A 15,719-nucleotide genomic window follows, 5' to 3' on the forward strand; every position below is an offset into this window, starting at 1 on the left:
ACTCACGAGGTCAGTACGGCAGCTTTCCCGCGGCGATGTCGTCGAGCGCGGCGTCGAGCAGTCCGCGTACGTGCCGCCACAGCCCGGTGCCCAGCGAGATCCGGGCGACCCCCAGCTCCGCCAGCTCGGCGAGGCCGGGGCCGCCGGGCAGTGGTGCCGCGTTGACCGGCCCGCCGACCCGGCGGACGAACTCACCCAGCACCTCTGGCGAGCGCACCAGGATCGGATACACGCAGTCCGCGCCTGCTGCCAGGTACGCCCGTCCGCGCTCCACCGCTTCGGCCAGTACCGCGTTCTCGTCCTCCGCGCCGAGGAACACGTCGACCCTGGCGTTGATCACCAGGCCGTCACCGGCCCCGCGGCGGAGTCCGGCGATCCGGTCCGCCTGCTCGGCGACCGGACGACGGCCGCCGCCGGCATGGTCGGTGTCCTCGAAGTTGCAGCCCACCGCGCCGAGCGCGAGCAGCCGCGTGGCCACTTCGGCCGGAGGCAGCCCGTAGCCGGCCTCCGCGTCCACGGTCACCGGTACCGAAACCGCCCGCACGATCCGCTCGGCCGCGCCGAACATCTCGGCCACCGGAGCGCCTTCCCCGTCCGGCTGCCCGAGCCCGGCCGCGACTGCCGCGGAACTCGTTGCCACCACCGGGAATCCGGCCGCTTCCACGAGCCGCGCGGTGTCCGCGTCCCAGACGTTCGGGAGCACCAGAGGCTTCCCCGGTACGTGCAGCGCCCGCAGCGCCTCCGCGCTCACGCCACACGCTCCGGCAGCGGCGCGTGACTGGTCACCATGAGGCGGTTCCACGAATTGATCGCCACGACCGACCACGCCAGCGCCCGGTACTGGTCCTCGGTGAACACCCGCGTCGCCTCGGCGTACACGTCCTCGGGGACGTCCTTGTGTTCGGATATCACCGTCATCGCTTCGGTGTAGGCGAGCGCGGCCCGCTCCTGCTCGGTGAACAACGCGGTCTCACGCCAGCCTTCGAGCACGTACAGCCGTCGCGGCGACTCCCCCGCCGCGACGGCCTCCGCCGCGTGCATGTCGAGGCAGAACGCGCAGCCGTTGAGCTGGGAGGCCCGCATCTTCACCAGCTCGGTCAGCCGCGCGTCCAGCCCGGCATCGGCCGCGGCCTTCCCCACTTCGGCCTGCAATGCGGCCATGGCGCGGTAGAGCCCACCCTGGGCAAGAGCGATTCGCTTCGTCATACCGGCCACGCTAATGCGTACTGGACCATCCGCCTGGTCCAGTGAAGTGCGGGAAAGGTGGTCCAGTCAGCGGGCGCACCACAGGCACAGCGGAAGGACGAGCCCCAGGTCCGTGGTACGCACCGGTTTCCCGTCGACCGGCGGCGTGCCGGGCGGGGTGTCCGCGTCCGGCTCGATGCCACCGGCCGCGACGTGGTCGAGCGTGCGCAGCTCCGCGTCAAGGGCGAGGTCTTCGGCGACACCGGCCCGTTCGCCTTGCCGGAATCCGGCGAGGACTCGGCACACTTCCACACCGCGAACCAGGTCGAGCAGCTGAACCCGGCCGTGTAAGTGACCGGACCGATCGGTGACGACTCGGTGGGCTGCGCGATCTTCTACGACGACAAGCGGATCGCGAGCACCGAGCAGGCTCCGCTCGAGGACACCAACACCGTGGCCTGCCGGGTGAGGTTCGCATGACAGCCGTAACGGACAGGCGCCCATCCACGACTTCCGAGCACATCACACCGAGGGACACCACCATGATCGAGCGTATTGCGCTTCCCATCGCTGCGGCTGTCGTCGCTCTCGGCCTGACGGCCTGCGGCAACGAACCAGCAACTACCGCGACCAAAGCCGCGGATGCAGCAGCACCAGCCAGCGTGGCCCCGTCGTCGGTAGCGTCGTCCAGCAGCTCGGCGCCAGCATCGGGTTACATCACGAAGAAGGTCGGCGAGCGCGCAGGAATCAGCAACAACGACGGGAGTACGGCGGTTGACTTCTGAATCACGAAGATCACCGTCGATCCGATGTGCGACGCGTACGCATCGCGCGCTTCGGGTACACACACGGTGCTGATGGACGTGACGGTGAAGACGGGCGTCGACAAAGTTGACGCCAACGGTATGGGTACGTTCGGCGTCCTGCCCGGCCTGATCAACCCGTACGCGTTCTCTACGACCGACGCGGACGGTGTCACGAACCAGGCCGAGACCGACACCTGCATCATGTCCCCGAAGCAGCTGCCCTCGGCCTACGCCCCGAACCGCACCTACACCGGCCAGATCGTGATTGCCACGGCCTCGAAGAGCGGAACGCTCCAGCTGACTGACGGCCCGGTCTTTTCGACCCGAGTGCGCACGGCTGGGAATGGTCGTACTGACCCTCGCCTGGTAGCCAGCACAGCCCCGGTAACTTTCGTTGTGGCCGGGGCTTTCTCGCGCTCAGAGCTGGATGCCCGCCCACTGCGCGAACCCAGCCAGAGAGTCGGTGGTGCGGCGTTCGGACATAGCCAGCGCGTGCACGGTCTCGGCGACCGAGGGATGGTGGCGCGTGACATTCGGTGCGACCCGGCGCGCGGCGTTCAGCTCGTCCAAGGTCCGGCCGCGATCGCCGTGCAGCATCCACGCTCGGGCCATGTCGATGTGGTGGTGGCCGACGCGTTCCGGGCGCCGGGGGTCGACCACGGTCACGGTCGAGGCGCGCCGGACAGCCTCGGCGCCGTTGTAGTTCTCGACCGGGGCCGCGCACCAGTGCACCACGATGTTCGTCGAGCTGGCGTCCACGTTGTAGTACGGCGCGGCCGGGGGCGCGAACTCCTCGGAGAATGCGCGCGCCTCGGACAGATAGCCGTCAGCCTCGGTCGTGTCTCCCGCGCGTGCGGCGAGGACAGCAGAGCGCAGGTCGAGCTGGATCGCCACGGCCCGATCATCCGGCCCGTCCGCGACGTGCTGGCGCGCTCGGTCGAGCAGCCGTAGACCGTTGCGGTAGTCGCCGTGCTGCAGGCAGCGGGTGCTGCGGTGGTACGCGCTGATCGCCACGCGGAGCGGGTCCCCGGTGGCGGGCGCGAGCTGAATATGGCGCTCGGAGGCGATCGCCGCGATGTCGGCTTGCCGGAACTGCCCGGCCGCGGTGGCGGACATGCGGTAGGCGTCGTGCAGCGCGGCACGGGCCAGTTCACCCGCACGACCCGGCTGTCCGACCAGGACGTACAGGTGGTGCAGCAGGTTCGGCAGCTCGGCGAGCATGTCCGCGTTCCGCAACGCCTGCGCTTTCTCCGAGATCACCGCGAGGCGAGCCGTGATGGCGTCGAGCGTGAGCGGGTTGCCCTCGGGGCGCGGGTCGTCGTAGGCGTCGAGAGCGCTACGCAGCTCGGCTACCCCGGCGGATTCCCGGCTCGGCTCGTCCAGAACCTCACTGGTCCTGGTGCCGTAGAGCGTGGCGACCCTGATCCCGAGCACGCGCGCCGCGCCGGCGACGAACGCCGCGCTCGGCGGCTTGGAACCCTGCTCCACCTTCTTGACCAAGGAAGCGGAGAAGTTCGCCCGCTGCGCAAGCTGGAGCTGCGTCACGCCCTTCAGCTTCCGGGCAGCCTTCAGCCGGTCGGCAACGCTGTCGCCGGGAAGGTCAGGCGCGTGCATCCGTGATGCCCCCTGCCGTTGGCCGGTGTCCCTTCGGTGTCCCTCCAGCGTAACAACCACTCATAGCCTCACGGCAGTAACACATTGCCACGAAGCCGGTGAGGAGGGTGCACATGGGCTTACGGATCACCGGCGAGCTACCGGCCGATGAGGTGGCCCGGTTCAGTCACCGCTCTACCGACTACGCGCTCCGGCTGTTCGCCTACGAGGGCCGGATCCACGCCTACCGCAAGCGCGAGCTTGCCGACCCGGCCGTGCAGTGGCCGGTGCCGTGGTGTGGTGAAGACGCGACCTATCCGGACCGCCATCCCCGCAGCGAGATCGTGTTGCCGGGCAAGCTCGGTCCGGGCACCTCAGCCTGCCCCCTCTGCCTGCCGGGATGGGGTGGCCGGTGATGGGCAAGTGCATCAGCGACGACGGCACCGTTGAGCTGGACGGCAACGCCGAGACCGGCGACGACGAACAGCACGGCCGCGACGAATAGACCCCCGGCCGCCGCACCGCACCCGATACCGGTGCGGCTGCCGGGTTCCAAACCACCCTCAGGGGTGAGCGACGCCCCGCTGGCTTCTCGATCACCGAAGCGTCGTGGTGGCTACGCGGCGCCCTTCAGGTGCGTGACCAGGGCGTTGCCGACCTTCTGCGCGATCGGACAGGGGTCCGTCTTGTTCGGCCCGCTGTTGATGCTGGTGATGATGGAGACGGCCAGCTGGTCCGTGACGCCGGCCCACAGCTGGCACACCCCGGAGGGGCGCCCGTCGTCGGTGCTGGCGAAAACACCCGGGTATCCGCTCAACGTGACCGGCTCGAAGTAGGCAGACTGCGCTTTCTGGGCGTAGATGTCACCGATGCCGCCCTTGTTCTGCGATACCGCAGACAAGCTGATCGAGTTCAAATCGATGGACGAGGATGTCCACCGGCACAGCTTGGGCGTGTCTGCGCTCACCTTGCCGTCGGTGAGCAGCCCGATCTCCGTCAACTGGGCGGCGCTGATCGCCGAGCACGGGTTGTCGATCAGCCCGTCCGCAGGCAACGGCGCCGGTACCTTGAGCGACGAGTCACCACCCGCCGACGACGGCGCCGCCGAGGTGCTGCCGCCGGTGGAACCATCAGAACCGCTACCGCTACACCCGACGAGCAGCACCGAAGCCGCAACCGGCACGAACACGGCAGCGACGCGAGACATTTTCCTGACCACTCAGACTCCTTGACCCTTACCAGCCGCGTTGGCGTCGTCGGCGGCCTTCTGCTCCTCGACCGTGATCTTGTTTTTCGCAGCCCTCAACGCCCTGATGAAGTTCACCGTGTAGTCAACCATCGCCTGATGCTGCGCCAACAACGACTGCCCCGACGGCCCGGCACCGTTGTTGATGAAGGTGTGGCTGGCTACCTCGTCGCCCGGCGCCTTCACGTAAGCGATGTTGTGCGCGTGGTCCCGGTCATTCTGGAGATCGACGAGCATGTCTTCCCACTGCTTGATGACCCCGTCGATCTGGTCCGCGTCGAACTTGTAACCCCCGCCCGGACCGTACCCGTCGACCTGAATCGGCGGCACTGGCGGCAGCTCGATCTTGGGTTGTTCCGGCTGTTGTTCGCCCATGGCTCGTAAGCCCCCTCGTTCCGATCACCTCGCCACCCCGATAGCGGCGAGATCAACCGGTCGGATGCTAACGCACCGGATCCGGTTCCTCACACAAACGGAACAGGTCGGCGGACCGAGGTCCATGCGGCACCAAGCCGGCTCGCCCAGTGCCCTCCTCCCGCTTGGTCAATGGACCTGCCCCAGAGACGCCGCCTACGTGATGCAGGCGCCACTACCAAGCCAACTGCGACCCGTTGGTGTCCGGGCCCGCGTTGGCCATGGCGAGCAGACCGCGGGAGTAGATCCGGCGCTCGCCGGTCGGGTCCGACGGGGCGGGCGGCAACGTCGTGGGCAGTTCGTCGCGGAAGCGATAGCCGGGCCCGCCCTCGCCGGTGGCGGTCGGGTCGCCGCACTGCAGCACCTTCAGCGTCGGATAGGACGTGAGCCGGTGGCAGGTGGTGTGGGTGAAGAAGCCGTGGCCCGCCAGGTGCAGGAAGCTCTGCACGGTGCACGGCGCCTCGGCCCGGTCGAGCCGCAGCGGCAGCGTGCCCTGGTTGGTGAACACGGCGACGCCGACCTGGCCGCGATCGGGCGTGTGCCGAGGATCCGGCGGCAACGGCACCGGACGCGCGGCCGGTTGTCCGGGGTTTCGGTGTACTCGCACGGTCCACCGGTGGCCGGCGGCGCCGGATCCGCGGCCGCGACGCCGGTCGTGAGCACGATGCCCGACACGAGGGCGGCCAGCACGATCCCGAGTAGTCGCTTCATCCGGTTCCTCCCCCATCCGCCGAAGCTCGCAGTATAGGACGCGCTCCACCCGAAAAAAGTCTGCTTCTCCTCGATTCCTGACCGGTCCCTGACACTCGCGGCCTAGCGTGCGGGCATGATCCTTCGTCTCCTGCCCGGACTGGCCGCGCTCGCCACCGGGATCGCGTTCGCCCCCGCCGCGGACGGCCCGCTCGTGCAGCCGCTGGCCACCTCGGCGGCGGACGAACAGGCCGTGTTCGACTACTGGACGCCCGAGCGGATCGCGGCGCTGACGCAGCCGTCCTCGGACAATCCGCCGAAGAGCGCGGCCGACGGCGCGCCGTGGACGACCGCGAACGCCGTGCCCGAAACCGTCGGCAGGCTCTTCTACACCGACCACGGCGAAGACGCCAGCTGCACGGCGACGGTGGTCGACAGCGCGAACCACAGCACGATCGTGACCGCCGGCCACTGCGTCAACAACACCGACCTGATCGGCGAGAACAACGCGTGGAACGCGCACCTCATGTTCGTGCCCGGCTACCACGACGGGCAGGCGCCCTACGGGAAGTTCGCTGTGCGTTACGGCGTGGCCGACGCGACGTGGCTGGAGAACGACCAGCAGAACGCGGAGAAGTTCGACACCTACGACCAGGCGTTCGCGGTGCTGGGCAAGAATGCCGACGGGAAGAGCGTGCAGGACGCCGTCGGTGCGGCGCAGCGGATCGGCTTCGACCTGCCCGGAGACGCCGACGTGGCCCAGTTCGGCTACCCGCGCGCGTCCTCCGATCCGGCACGCGAAGGGCTGCCGGAGTACACCGGCGAACGGCTCGCCTACTGCACCGGGCAGGCTCGGCACTGGACCGGAACGCCGGACTATCCGGACTCACCCGACCAGTGGGGTACCGCGTGCGTGATGGGCGGCGGCTCCAGTGGCGGTCCTCGGCTGCGTCACTTCGACCCGGACACCGGACTGGGCACCGTCGTGGGCGACAACACGCACGCCGGGTTCTTCTCCGCCTCCGGAACCCCTTGTGAGAGCGGCGAAACCGACGGCTGCACGCGGTATCTGACCGGCCCGCAGTTCAGCCGGGCCGTCACCGAACCGCTCTACCAAGCCGCCCAGCACCAGAACTGACGAGGTTCAGCGTTTCAGGTCGCTGACCAGGAGGTCGGCGGCGGCGAACGGGTCCAGCTCGCGGGCCACGACCTGGTCCGCGAGCTCCGCCAGCCGGGTGCCGTGGTGCAGGTCGGCCAGCTCGGCGTGCAGCCGCCGCAACGCGATCGCCGCGACCTCCGCACGGGCCCTGGCCGCGCGGCGACGGGCCAGCTCACCGTGCTCGGTGAGCCATTCGTGGTGTGCCCGCAAGGCTTCCACGACTTCGCCGGCACCTTCCCCCTTCGCCGCGACGGTGCGGACGATCGGCTGCCGCCAGCTCGGGCCACGCAGCTCGCGGCGAGCCAGCGAGATCATCTGCTTGAGATCGTGCACGGTCGCTTCGGCGCCTTCGCGGTCGGCCTTGTTGACCACGAACACGTCGGCGATCTCCAGCACGCCCGCCTTCGCCGCCTGGACACCGTCGCCCATTCCCGGCGCCAGCAGCACCACCGTGGTGTCCGCGAGCCGGACGACGTCCACTTCGGACTGTCCAACCCCGACAGTCTCGATCAGTACCACGTCGAAGCCGGCGGCATCGAGCACCCGTACCGCCTGCGGCGTGGCCCAGGACAGTCCGCCGAGATGCCCGCGGGTGGCCATCGAGCGGATGAACACGCCCGGATCGGTGGCGTGCTCGGTCATCCGGATCCGATCCCCCAGCAACGCCCCGCCGGAGAACGGCGACGACGGATCGATCGCCAGCACCCCGGCACGCAGCCCTTCGGCACGCAAGGCCGTGAGCAGCGCCGAGGTGGATGTCGACTTGCCGACCCCGGGTGGCCCGGTCAAGCCGACGACGCGAGCCCGGCCGGTGTACGGGGTGAGCGCGCGGGCGATCTCGGCCACCCGCGGTGAGGAATCCTCGACGAGTGAGAGCAGTCTGGCGACCGCGCGCGGCTGACCTTCGCGCGCGCGGCCGACCAGTTCGCCGAGATCAGGCGCAGGCAAGGATCACGCCGACGGGACCCGCAGCAGCAGGGCGTCGCCCTGGCCGCCGCCACCGCACAGCGCGGCCGCGCCGAGTCCGCCACCACGGCGGCGCAGCTCGTGCACCAGGTGCACGGCCAGCCGCGCACCGGAGGCGCCGATCGGGTGGCCGAGCGCGATGGCGCCGCCGTTCACGTTCACCTTCGCCACGTCCAGGCCCAGCTTCTCACTGGACACCACGCCGACCGCGGCGAACGCCTCGTTGATCTCCACCAGGTCCAGCGCCGACGGGTCCAGCTTCGCCTTGGCCAGCGCGGCGCGGATCGCGTTGGACGGCTGCTCGTGCAGGCTGGCGTCCGGACCGGCGACCACGCCGTGCGCGCCGATCTCCGCCAGCGGCGTGATGCCCAGCTCGGCCGCCTTCTCCGGGCTGGCCACGATGACCGCCGCCGCACCGTCGGAGATCTGCGAGGCCGAGCCCGCGGTGATCGTGCCGTCCGAGGCGAACGCCGGGCGCAGCTTGCCGAGACCGCTCGCGGTGGTGTCCGCGCGCACGCCCTCGTCGGTGTCGAACACGACCGGGTCACCCTTGCGCTGCGGGATCGTGACCGGCGCGATCTCCTCCTTGAAGAATCCGGCCTCGATCGCGGCCGCGGCCCGCTGGTGCGACCGCGCGGAGAACTCGTCCTGCTGCTCGCGGGTGAGGCCGTACCGCGAGTTGTACTTCTCCGTGGACGCACCCATGGCGACCTGGTCGAACGCACAGAACAACCCGTCGTAGGCCATGTGGTCCACGAGCGCGGTGTCGCCGTACTTGAAGCCGGCACGGGACTTCGGCAGCAGGTGCGGTGCCTGCGTCATCGACTCCTGGCCGCCCGCGACGACCAGGTCGAACTCGCCCGCCCGGATCAGCTGGTCGGCCAGCGCGATCGCGTCGAGGCCGGAAAGGCACACCTTGTTGATGGTCAGCGCCGGTACGTCCATCGGGATGCCCGCGGCGACCGCGGCCTGGCGCGCCGGGATCTGGCCCGCGCCCGCGGTGAGCACCTGGCCCATGATCGTGTACTGCACTGCTTCCGGGGCGACGCCGGCGCGCTCCAGCGCGGCCTTGATCGCGACTCCGCCCAGCTGGGCTCCCGAGAAGTCCTTCAGCGAACCGAGCAGCCGCCCGATCGGAGTACGGGCAGCGCCCAGGATCACGGAACCGGACACGACGTCCTCCAAAGCATCGGCGCACTGGGTGTCCTGCCACGATACCGGCGCCACCGGGGCCCGGCGCTTCTTGATGGAGCCAGTGTGAGGGGGCGCACGTGGGGTTCCGCACCGGGTCGGCGCGCCTATTGTGTCCCGGTATGAACGCCGAGCCCACCGCATCCGTGCTCAAGCCCTTCGTGACCGCGATCGACCACGTCGGTATCGCGGTGCCCGATCTGGACGCCGCGATCGCGTTCCAGCGGGAGCACTTCGGCCTCGAGGTCGCGCACGAGGAGGTGAACGAGGAGCAGGGCGTACGCGAGGCGATGCTGCGGGCGCCGGGCACCGCGGCCACCGAGACGATGATCCAGCTGCTCGCCCCGCTGCGGAAGGACTCGACGATCGCGAAGTTCCTCGGCCGCAGCGGTCCCGGTCTGCAGCAGCTGGCCTTCCGAGTGTCCGATGTGGACGCCGCCGCCGAGGCGCTGCGGGCACAGGGTCTGCGGCTTCTTTTCCCCGAGGCCAAGCGCGGCACCTCGGACAGCCGGGTCAACTTCGTGCACCCCAAGGACGCCGGCGGCGTCCTCGTGGAACTGGTGGAGCCGGCCGGCACCCGCTGACGCCTCGTGAGTGCACAGAACCGGCGTGCGCACTCACGAGGGCGGTTGGGCGGGCGGGCGCGCGGACAAGGCGTTCGCCACGAAAGTCAGCTCGCCGTCGAAATCCGCCGGACGGTCGTCGCCGGAATGCCGCGCCGTGGCGTGCCGGTGGCTGACCGCACGGGCGAGCAGACCCGAAGCGTGGTCGAGATCGGCCGCGGCGAGGCGATGCTCCGTGCTCGCCGCCACGAGCACCGAGCGGACCAGCCGGACCAGCTGCTGGAACCGCTCGGCCAGCGCGTCCCGCACCACGTGGTGCGTGTCGGCCTCCCGCCACAGCAGGTGGGACAGCCCGAGCGAACCGGTGAAGCGGCGGTCCAGCTCGCCCACCAGCCGGCGGAGCGTCCCCGCGAGATCCCCGGGGACGACCACCGCGGCCGGTTCGATCCGTTCGTCCGGCAGCCGGTCCACGAGCGCGGCCAGCAGATCGGACTTGCGGCGGAAGTAGTAGTGGACCAGTCCTTTGGGCACCTTCGCCCGCTCCGCGATGCGGGAAGTGGGGGTGGCCTCGAAGCCGGACTCGGCGAACAGCTCCTCCGCCGCACGCAGGATGCGTTCCTTCGCCGAGTCCTCGGTCATCGTCGACCTTCCTTCACCTGCCCCGAACGGGGCTCCGGCCGGTCAGTGCTGCCCGGCCACCCGGTGCGCGGCACTGGCCTCCGGCATCGCGGCCGCACCGGCGATGATCGTCAGCGCACCGGCCACCCAGGACGTCCACGACGCCCCGTTCAGCTCGGTGTACCCCATCACCCACGGCGCGATGAACAGCAGCGCGCCGAGGACGATCTGGATGCCCTCGCCGTAGACCGCCCGCGGAGCCGCGAGCGACACCAGGCCGTCGATCGCGATCAGCGCACCGAGGACCACCATCGTCCACACCGCGGACGTGGTCGTGCTCAGCCAAAGGGGTGAAAGAGCGGCGACCACCCCGATGACGACCTCGGCCCAGTCGTAGGGCCGCGTCCAGGCGCGCGTCGAGACTTCACTCATTCGTGCTCACCTCCACCGGAACGAACAGCCGGGAAACGGCTGCTCAGGAAGTTTTCCTGAGTCCAGAGTGCGCCTTGACTGGCCAGGCGGTCAAGATTCGTGCGTCACACTTCGGGTCGTGTCCGGGGCTGCTGTCTCGTACAGTGGGGTCCCTTCGGTTACTGGCGAGTAGTTTCCGCCGTCCCGCCGCGCCCGACCCGTTGGAGGTTCCGATGACGCAGCTCGACGAAATCCGGCAGGCGATCCTGAACGACGACCTCGACGCACTCGCCGGGCTGCCGGTACCGGAGAGTTACCGCGGGGTGACCGTGCACGCCGAGGACGTCGGCATGTTCGAGGGCCTGTCCAGCCAGGACAAGGACCCGCGCCGTTCCCTGCACGTGGACGAGGTCCCGGTGCCCGAGCTCGGTCCGGGCGAGGCGCTGGTCGCGGTGATGGCGAGCGCGATCAACTACAACACCGTGTGGACGTCGATCTTCGAGCCGATCCCCACGTTCAAGTTCCTCGAAAAGTACGGCAGGCTCTCGCCGCTGGCGAAGCGGCACGACCTGCCGTATCACGTGGTCGGCTCGGACCTGTCCGGCGTGGTGCTGCGCACCGGCGCCGGCGTGCACAACTGGAAACCCGGCGACGAGGTGGTGGCGCACTGCCTCAACGTGGAGCTGGAGGGCCCGGACGGGCACAACGACACGATGCTCGACACCGAGCAGCGGATCTGGGGCTTCGAGACGAACTTCGGCGGGCTGGCCGAGATCGCGCTCGTGAAGGCCAACCAGCTGATGCCGAAACCCACCCACCTGACGTGGGAGGAGGCCGCCTCTCCCGGGCTGGTCAACTCCACCGCCTACCGCCAGCTCGTCTCCCGCAACGGGGCCGACCTCAAACAGGGCGACGTCGTGCTGATCTGGGGTGCCTCCGGCGGGCTCGGCTCGTACGCCACGCAGTACGCGCTGAACGGCGGAGCGATCCCGGTGTGCGTGGTGTCCAGTCCGGAGAAGGCCGCGATCTGCCGGAAAATGGGTGCCGAGCTGATCATCGACCGCACCGCGGAGGGCTACCGGTTCTGGAAGGACGACCACGAGCAGGATTCCCGTGAATGGCAGCGGTTCGGCGCGAAGATCCGCGAGCTGACCGGCGGCGACGATCCGGACATCGTGTTCGAGCATCCGGGCAGGGAGACGTTCGGGGCCTCGGTGTACGCCGCGCGCAAGGGCGGCACGATCGTCACCTGCGCGTCCACTTCGGGCTACCTGCACCAGTACGACAACCGGTACCTGTGGATGAACCTGAAGCGGATCATCGGCTCGCACTTCGCGAACTACCGCGAGTCGTGGGAGGCCAACCGGCTGATCGCCAAGGGCCTGATCCATCCGACGCTGTCGAGGACCTATCCGCTCGAGGAGACCGGGCAGGCCGCGCTGGACGTGCACCGCAATGCGCACCAGGGCAAGGTCGGCGTGCTCGCGCTGGCGCCGGAGGAAGGCCTCGGCGTCCGCGACGGACAGCTGCGCGCGAAGCACGTTGACGCGATCAACGCCTTCCGCGACGCCTGAACGGCGACCATCGGCCTACCGCGTTCGGCCGCTCGGCGCACGGGCGGCCGGACGGCCGTGGGTGCTCACCCGTCCGTGACCCCGCAGCGACTACGGTAGGGCCATGAGCCTTGGCGAGGAACGGGAGCTGGTGCCGCTGGGAGCCGGCTTCGACGTGGCGAAGCGCGGGTACAGCCGAGCACAGGTCGACGAGCATCTGGAACGGCTCGACGGCGATCTGAAGATGCTCACCGCCGACCGGGACGCCGCCATCGGCCAGTCCGGCGACCTGGCCCGGCAGCTGGAGACCGCACGCGGCGAGATCGCCGATCTGCGCGGCCAGGTGGACCGGCTGGCGCAGCCGCCGACGAGCGTCGAGGGCCTGTCCGAGCGGCTGCAGCGGATGTTGCGGCTGGCCCAGGACGAGGCTGCCGACACGCGGGCGCGTGCCGAGGCGGAGGCCGGGCACATCCGGGCCAAGGCGGAGACCGACGCGAGCGCCATGCGGGCCCGCTACGAGCAGCTGCTGACCGAACTCGACCTGCGGCGCAAGGAGATGGAGGCCGAGCACCGCAAGGTGCTGGAGGACGCCCGCGCCGAGGCGAAGCGGATCACCGACGAGGCCGACGCCGAGCGCCGCCGGCTCGACAGTGAGTCCGAGGCCCGCCGCACGCAGGTCGAGGAGGACTTCGAGATCGCGATGGCCACCCGCCGCGCGGAGGCGATGCGGGTGCTGGCCGAGCAGGAGGCGGCCAGCAAGTCCGAGGCCGAGCGCCGCGTGCGCGAGGCCGCCGAGGACGCGGCCGCGATCCGCGCGAAGGTGCTGGAGGAGGAGACGACCGCGAAGGCCGACATCGAGCGCCGCCAGCGCGAGTCGGTCGCGGACGCCAACAAGCGCAAGCAGGACTCCATCACCGAGGCGAACGCCCGGCTGGCCGAGGCCGCCGACGAGTCCCGCCGCCGCGTGCGCACCGCGACCGACGAGTCCAACCGCCGGATCACCCAGGCCAACGAGCGCGTCGAGGCACTGCGTTCGGTCCGCTCCAGCCTCGCCGAGCAGGTCCGCTCCGCCCGTACCGTGCTGGCCGAAGCGCACCACGTGCTCGGGGAAACCGACGCCGAGGTCCCGGCCGACATCAAGGCCGCGGTCGCCGGCGAAGCACCGGACGGGCCCGGGAAACCGGGTTCGGCCAAGCCGGGCACCGGTGGCCAGGGCGCCGCCAAGGCAGGCGCCTCCGGCCCGGCCAAGCCCACCGGCGCGGGGCACGGCAAGCCGGGCACCAAACCCGGACCGTCCGGCCCGAACCGCGGTCACCAGAGCAAGCCGTCGCCGGAATCCGACGTCGAGAAGACCGTCCGGATCCGGGCTTCGGACGTGCCGAAGGCGCAGTCCTAGGGGCTGTATCGAATCCGGCCGGGGTCACCCGCAGGAAGCTGCGGGAGCTGTTCTACGAGACTTCCCTTGCCGGTGCTGGAGTTCGCCGGAGCCGGCCGGCTGCTCTTCGGGCCGGACTCCCGCGGCTGGGCTCGACGCGTCGGCTGCCGGGCTGCGAGCCGTCTCGGGAGGGCAGGCCGAGCCGGACGTCACGTTCTCCCGAGCCGGTACCGCGGCCTGCTGACGCTCCCCTCCGGCTGACCGGCAGGAATCTCGCCGCGACCACGCTGGGCAGAGAAACCGACTGGCGAGTAACCTACGCTCGCTAAGGGGCCGCGCCGGCCCGTCTGAGCCGAGCTCCGGGAGGTTGTGGATGGCTGTCTATCGGACCGTGGTGGTCGGTACGGACGGGTCCGACTCGTCGTTCGCCGCGGTGGATCGGGCGGCCGGGGTCGCCGCCGACGCCTCGGCGACGCTGGTCGTCGTGTGCGCTTACCACCCCGCCAGCCGTCAGGACGTCGAGCGGGCGCAGGACGAACTCGGCGACGAGGCCTACCAGGTGGTCGGGTCGGCGCCCGCCGAGGACACCCTGCAGAGCGCCCGCGACCGGGCGGCGAAGGCCGGTGCCGCGAACATCGAAACGCTGGCGCTCGAGAGTGAGCCGGTGGACGCGTTGCGCAAGGTGGTCCGCGAGCGTTCGGCCGATCTGCTCGTGGTCGGCAACCGCGGGCTCAACACCCTCGCCGGGCGGCTCCTCGGTTCCGTACCGGCCGAGGTCGCCCGGAAATCCGGCGTCGACGTGCTGATCGTGCACACCACCTGAGCCGTGCCGGAATCCAGCCGCGATCTGCAGCAGCGCCTCGAAGGCGCGCTGCTGGGCGGCCCTCGCCGCTACACCCGCCTCGACGTGGCGAAGCTGGCCGGCGTGCCCGAGGAACGGTCACGCCGGCTGTGGCGGGCGCTCGGGTTCGCGACCGTCGAAGACGACGAGGTGGTGTTCACCGACGCCGACGTCGAGGCGATGCGCACGGCCGACCAGCTCGTGCAGTCGGGGCTGGTCGAACCCGGTCTCGAGGTCGCGGTCACCCGCGCGCTCGGCCAGCACCTTTCGCGGCTGGCCGAATGGCAGGTCCGGATGCTGTGGGAGCTGATCACCGAGAATCCGGACCTCGCGGGCAACGAGCCGCAGGTCACCCGGCTCGTGGAGGGGCTGCTGCCCGAACTGGAGCGGGTGCAGAGTTACGTCTGGCGCCGGCACCTGGCCGCCTACGCCGGCCGCGCGTTCGCGAACGCGGAGGAGGACCTCGAGTCCCGCACGCAGGTCGTCGGCTTCGTCGACATGGTCGGCTACACCCGGCTGACCCGGCAGGTCGACGAGGAGGAGCTGAGCCGGGTGCTCGACTCGTTCGAGACGCTGGCCGCCGAGGTGATCGCCGACCACCACGGCCGGGTCGTGAAGATGATCGGCGACGAGGTGCTGTTCGTGACCGATTCTCCCGCCGACGGCGGGGAAATCGCGCTCACCCTCGCCGAGCGCACCGGTACCGGCGAACTCCCCGCGGTCCGTGCCGGCCTCGCGTCCGGACGGGTGCTGTCGCGGTTCGGCGACGTGTACGGCTCGGTGGTGAACGTGGCCGCCCGGCTCACCTCGCTCGCCCGCCCCGGCACGGTGCTGGTCGACCGCGCACTCGCGGGCGAGCTGGAACCGCTGGCGCGCTTCGAGCTTCGCAGCCGCCGCCCGGTCGCCGTGCGCGGCTACCACCGGCTGCGCCCGTCCGCGCTGCGGCGGGGACGCGAGCGGCCGACCGGCCGGTTCGCCTCGTCGCAGGAACGCGCCGCGGAAATGCTCGGCCTGGACGAGACGACCCGGGACAACCCCGAACCCCCGGAAACCGGCGAGGACCTCACGATCGGCTCGCGCGGCAGGCGGCGCCGCCGTAATCCGTGAG

19 protein-coding genes and 1 pseudogene are annotated in these 15,719 nt (G+C 70.4%); 10 read left to right on the forward strand and 10 right to left on the reverse strand.

The annotated features are described in order from the left end of the window. Positions 1-10 precede the first annotated feature (10 nt). Both BJY18_RS15245 and BJY18_RS15250 read right to left on the reverse strand, forming a co-directional pair. Positions 11-751, reverse strand: a complete 741-nt coding sequence (locus BJY18_RS15245; RefSeq protein WP_184780609.1) for an isocitrate lyase/PEP mutase family protein — start codon at positions 749-751, stop codon at positions 11-13. After that, positions 748-1,206: a carboxymuconolactone decarboxylase family protein gene (locus BJY18_RS15250; protein WP_184780610.1), complete on the reverse strand. Its 459-nt coding sequence runs from the start codon at positions 1,204-1,206 to the stop codon at positions 748-750. The genes BJY18_RS15245 and BJY18_RS15250 overlap by 4 nt, the downstream gene beginning before the upstream one ends. Before the next feature lie 57 nt (positions 1,207-1,263). Between BJY18_RS15250 and BJY18_RS38020 the strand changes: the two genes are divergently transcribed. The 3 genes from BJY18_RS38020 (at position 1,264) to BJY18_RS15260 (ending at position 1,970) form a co-directional block, all read left to right on the forward strand. Next, positions 1,264-1,536: a hypothetical protein gene (locus BJY18_RS38020; protein WP_184780611.1), complete on the forward strand. Its 273-nt coding sequence runs from the start codon at positions 1,264-1,266 to the stop codon at positions 1,534-1,536. After that, complete coding sequence (locus BJY18_RS37465; RefSeq protein ID WP_281393671.1) at positions 1,537-1,665, forward strand: hypothetical protein; 129 nt, start codon at positions 1,537-1,539, stop codon at positions 1,663-1,665. It begins immediately after the preceding gene. Between the two features lie 62 nt (positions 1,666-1,727). Next, positions 1,728-1,970, forward strand: a complete 243-nt coding sequence (locus BJY18_RS15260; protein WP_184780612.1) for a hypothetical protein — start codon at positions 1,728-1,730, stop codon at positions 1,968-1,970. 438 nt (positions 1,971-2,408) lie between these two features. Here the strand turns inward: BJY18_RS15260 and BJY18_RS15265 are convergent, their stop codons facing one another. After that, positions 2,409-3,605, reverse strand: coding sequence for a helix-turn-helix domain-containing protein (locus BJY18_RS15265; protein WP_184780613.1), 1,197 nt, complete (start codon positions 3,603-3,605; stop codon positions 2,409-2,411). Between the two features lie 113 nt (positions 3,606-3,718). Here BJY18_RS15265 and BJY18_RS15270 point away from each other — a divergent pair, with 113 nt between their 5' ends. Next, complete coding sequence (locus BJY18_RS15270) at positions 3,719-4,000, forward strand: hypothetical protein (protein ID WP_184780614.1); 282 nt, start codon at positions 3,719-3,721, stop codon at positions 3,998-4,000. A 200-nt stretch (positions 4,001-4,200) separates the two neighbouring features. Here the strand turns inward: BJY18_RS15270 and BJY18_RS15275 are convergent, their stop codons facing one another. From BJY18_RS15275 to BJY18_RS15285, 3 genes and pseudogenes are all read right to left on the reverse strand, one after another. Continuing rightward, entirely contained in the window at positions 4,201-4,803 is a 603-nt protein-coding gene (locus BJY18_RS15275) for a DUF3558 domain-containing protein (RefSeq protein ID WP_184780615.1), read from the reverse strand. Beyond that, a complete protein-coding gene (locus tag BJY18_RS15280) occupies positions 4,804-5,205 on the reverse strand; it encodes a hypothetical protein (protein WP_184780616.1) in 402 nt (133 codons plus the stop codon). A gap of 226 nt (positions 5,206-5,431) precedes the next feature. After that, a pseudogene (locus BJY18_RS15285) lies at positions 5,432-5,955 on the reverse strand (peptidylprolyl isomerase); the annotation flags it as partial. Positions 5,956-6,070: 115 nt separating this feature from the next. Between BJY18_RS15285 and BJY18_RS15290 the strand changes: the two are divergent. After that, entirely contained in the window at positions 6,071-7,072 is a 1,002-nt protein-coding gene (locus tag BJY18_RS15290) for a trypsin-like serine peptidase (RefSeq protein WP_184780617.1), read from the forward strand. Positions 7,073-7,078: 6 nt separating this feature from the next. Here BJY18_RS15290 and meaB read toward each other — a convergent pair whose 3' ends face one another. Together meaB and BJY18_RS15300 are read right to left on the reverse strand one after the other, a co-directional pair. After that, positions 7,079-8,041 (reverse strand): methylmalonyl Co-A mutase-associated GTPase MeaB, encoded by a 963-nt coding sequence (gene meaB, locus BJY18_RS15295; protein ID WP_184780618.1) that lies wholly within the window; start codon positions 8,039-8,041, stop codon positions 7,079-7,081. A gap of 3 nt (positions 8,042-8,044) precedes the next feature. Then, on the reverse strand, positions 8,045-9,232 hold the full coding sequence (locus tag BJY18_RS15300) for an acetyl-CoA C-acetyltransferase (protein WP_184784631.1): 1,188 nt from the start codon (positions 9,230-9,232) through the stop codon (positions 8,045-8,047). A gap of 140 nt (positions 9,233-9,372) precedes the next feature. On the opposite strand from BJY18_RS15300, the gene mce reads away from it, so the two are divergent. After that, positions 9,373-9,834 carry a methylmalonyl-CoA epimerase gene (mce, locus tag BJY18_RS15305; protein WP_184780619.1) on the forward strand — a complete coding sequence of 154 codons (462 nt, stop codon included), beginning with the start codon at positions 9,373-9,375 and terminating at the stop codon, positions 9,832-9,834. 33 nt (positions 9,835-9,867) lie between these two features. On the opposite strand, the gene BJY18_RS15310 is transcribed toward mce, so the two are convergent. Then, the gene (locus BJY18_RS15310; RefSeq protein WP_184780620.1) at positions 9,868-10,452 is read right to left on the reverse strand and encodes a TetR/AcrR family transcriptional regulator; all 585 of its coding nucleotides are present in this window, start codon (positions 10,450-10,452) and stop codon (positions 9,868-9,870) included. A 42-nt stretch (positions 10,453-10,494) separates the two neighbouring features. Next, complete coding sequence (locus BJY18_RS15315) at positions 10,495-10,863, reverse strand: SPW repeat domain-containing protein (RefSeq protein ID WP_184780621.1); 369 nt, start codon at positions 10,861-10,863, stop codon at positions 10,495-10,497. A 212-nt stretch (positions 10,864-11,075) separates the two neighbouring features. On the opposite strand from BJY18_RS15315, the gene ccrA reads away from it, so the two are divergent. The 4 genes from ccrA to BJY18_RS15335 all read left to right on the forward strand — a co-directional run bounded on the left by ccrA (position 11,076) and on the right by BJY18_RS15335 (position 15,718). Continuing rightward, positions 11,076-12,416 (forward strand): crotonyl-CoA carboxylase/reductase, encoded by a 1,341-nt coding sequence (gene ccrA / locus BJY18_RS15320; RefSeq protein WP_184780622.1) that lies wholly within the window; start codon positions 11,076-11,078, stop codon positions 12,414-12,416. 130 nt (positions 12,417-12,546) lie between these two features. Continuing rightward, positions 12,547-13,791, forward strand: a complete 1,245-nt coding sequence (locus tag BJY18_RS15325; RefSeq protein ID WP_376774760.1) for a chromosome segregation protein — start codon at positions 12,547-12,549, stop codon at positions 13,789-13,791. A 352-nt stretch (positions 13,792-14,143) separates the two neighbouring features. Continuing rightward, positions 14,144-14,593, forward strand: a complete 450-nt coding sequence (locus BJY18_RS15330) for a universal stress protein (RefSeq protein WP_184780624.1) — start codon at positions 14,144-14,146, stop codon at positions 14,591-14,593. A gap of 3 nt (positions 14,594-14,596) precedes the next feature. Further along, the gene (locus BJY18_RS15335) at positions 14,597-15,718 is read left to right on the forward strand and encodes an adenylate/guanylate cyclase domain-containing protein (protein WP_184780625.1); all 1,122 of its coding nucleotides are present in this window, start codon (positions 14,597-14,599) and stop codon (positions 15,716-15,718) included. The last annotated feature ends 1 nt before the right edge of the window (position 15,719 follow it).

Origin of the sequence: Amycolatopsis jiangsuensis, assembly GCF_014204865.1 — a bacterium.
Classification (GTDB): domain Bacteria; phylum Actinomycetota; class Actinomycetes; order Mycobacteriales; family Pseudonocardiaceae; genus Amycolatopsis; species Amycolatopsis jiangsuensis.

Excerpts from the sequence above, each read along its gene's own strand:
- BJY18_RS15250 (WP_184780610.1), bottom strand. The coding sequence starts at position 1,206 with ATGACGAAGCGAATCGCTCTTGCCCAGGGTGGGCTCTACCGCGCCATG.
- BJY18_RS15260 (WP_184780612.1), top strand. The coding sequence starts at position 1,728 with ATGATCGAGCGTATTGCGCTTCCCATCGCTGCGGCTGTCGTCGCTCTC.
- BJY18_RS15265 (WP_184780613.1), bottom strand. The coding sequence starts at position 3,605 with ATGCACGCGCCTGACCTTCCCGGCGACAGCGTTGCCGACCGGCTGAAG.
- BJY18_RS15270 (WP_184780614.1), top strand. The coding sequence starts at position 3,719 with ATGGGCTTACGGATCACCGGCGAGCTACCGGCCGATGAGGTGGCCCGG.
- BJY18_RS15280 (WP_184780616.1), bottom strand. The coding sequence starts at position 5,205 with ATGGGCGAACAACAGCCGGAACAACCCAAGATCGAGCTGCCGCCAGTG.
- BJY18_RS15290 (WP_184780617.1), top strand. The coding sequence starts at position 6,071 with ATGATCCTTCGTCTCCTGCCCGGACTGGCCGCGCTCGCCACCGGGATC.
- mce (WP_184780619.1), top strand. The coding sequence starts at position 9,373 with ATGAACGCCGAGCCCACCGCATCCGTGCTCAAGCCCTTCGTGACCGCG.
- BJY18_RS15310 (WP_184780620.1), bottom strand. The coding sequence starts at position 10,452 with ATGACCGAGGACTCGGCGAAGGAACGCATCCTGCGTGCGGCGGAGGAG.
- BJY18_RS15315 (WP_184780621.1), bottom strand. The coding sequence starts at position 10,863 with ATGAGTGAAGTCTCGACGCGCGCCTGGACGCGGCCCTACGACTGGGCC.
- ccrA (WP_184780622.1), top strand. The coding sequence starts at position 11,076 with ATGACGCAGCTCGACGAAATCCGGCAGGCGATCCTGAACGACGACCTC.
- BJY18_RS15330 (WP_184780624.1), top strand. The coding sequence starts at position 14,144 with ATGGCTGTCTATCGGACCGTGGTGGTCGGTACGGACGGGTCCGACTCG.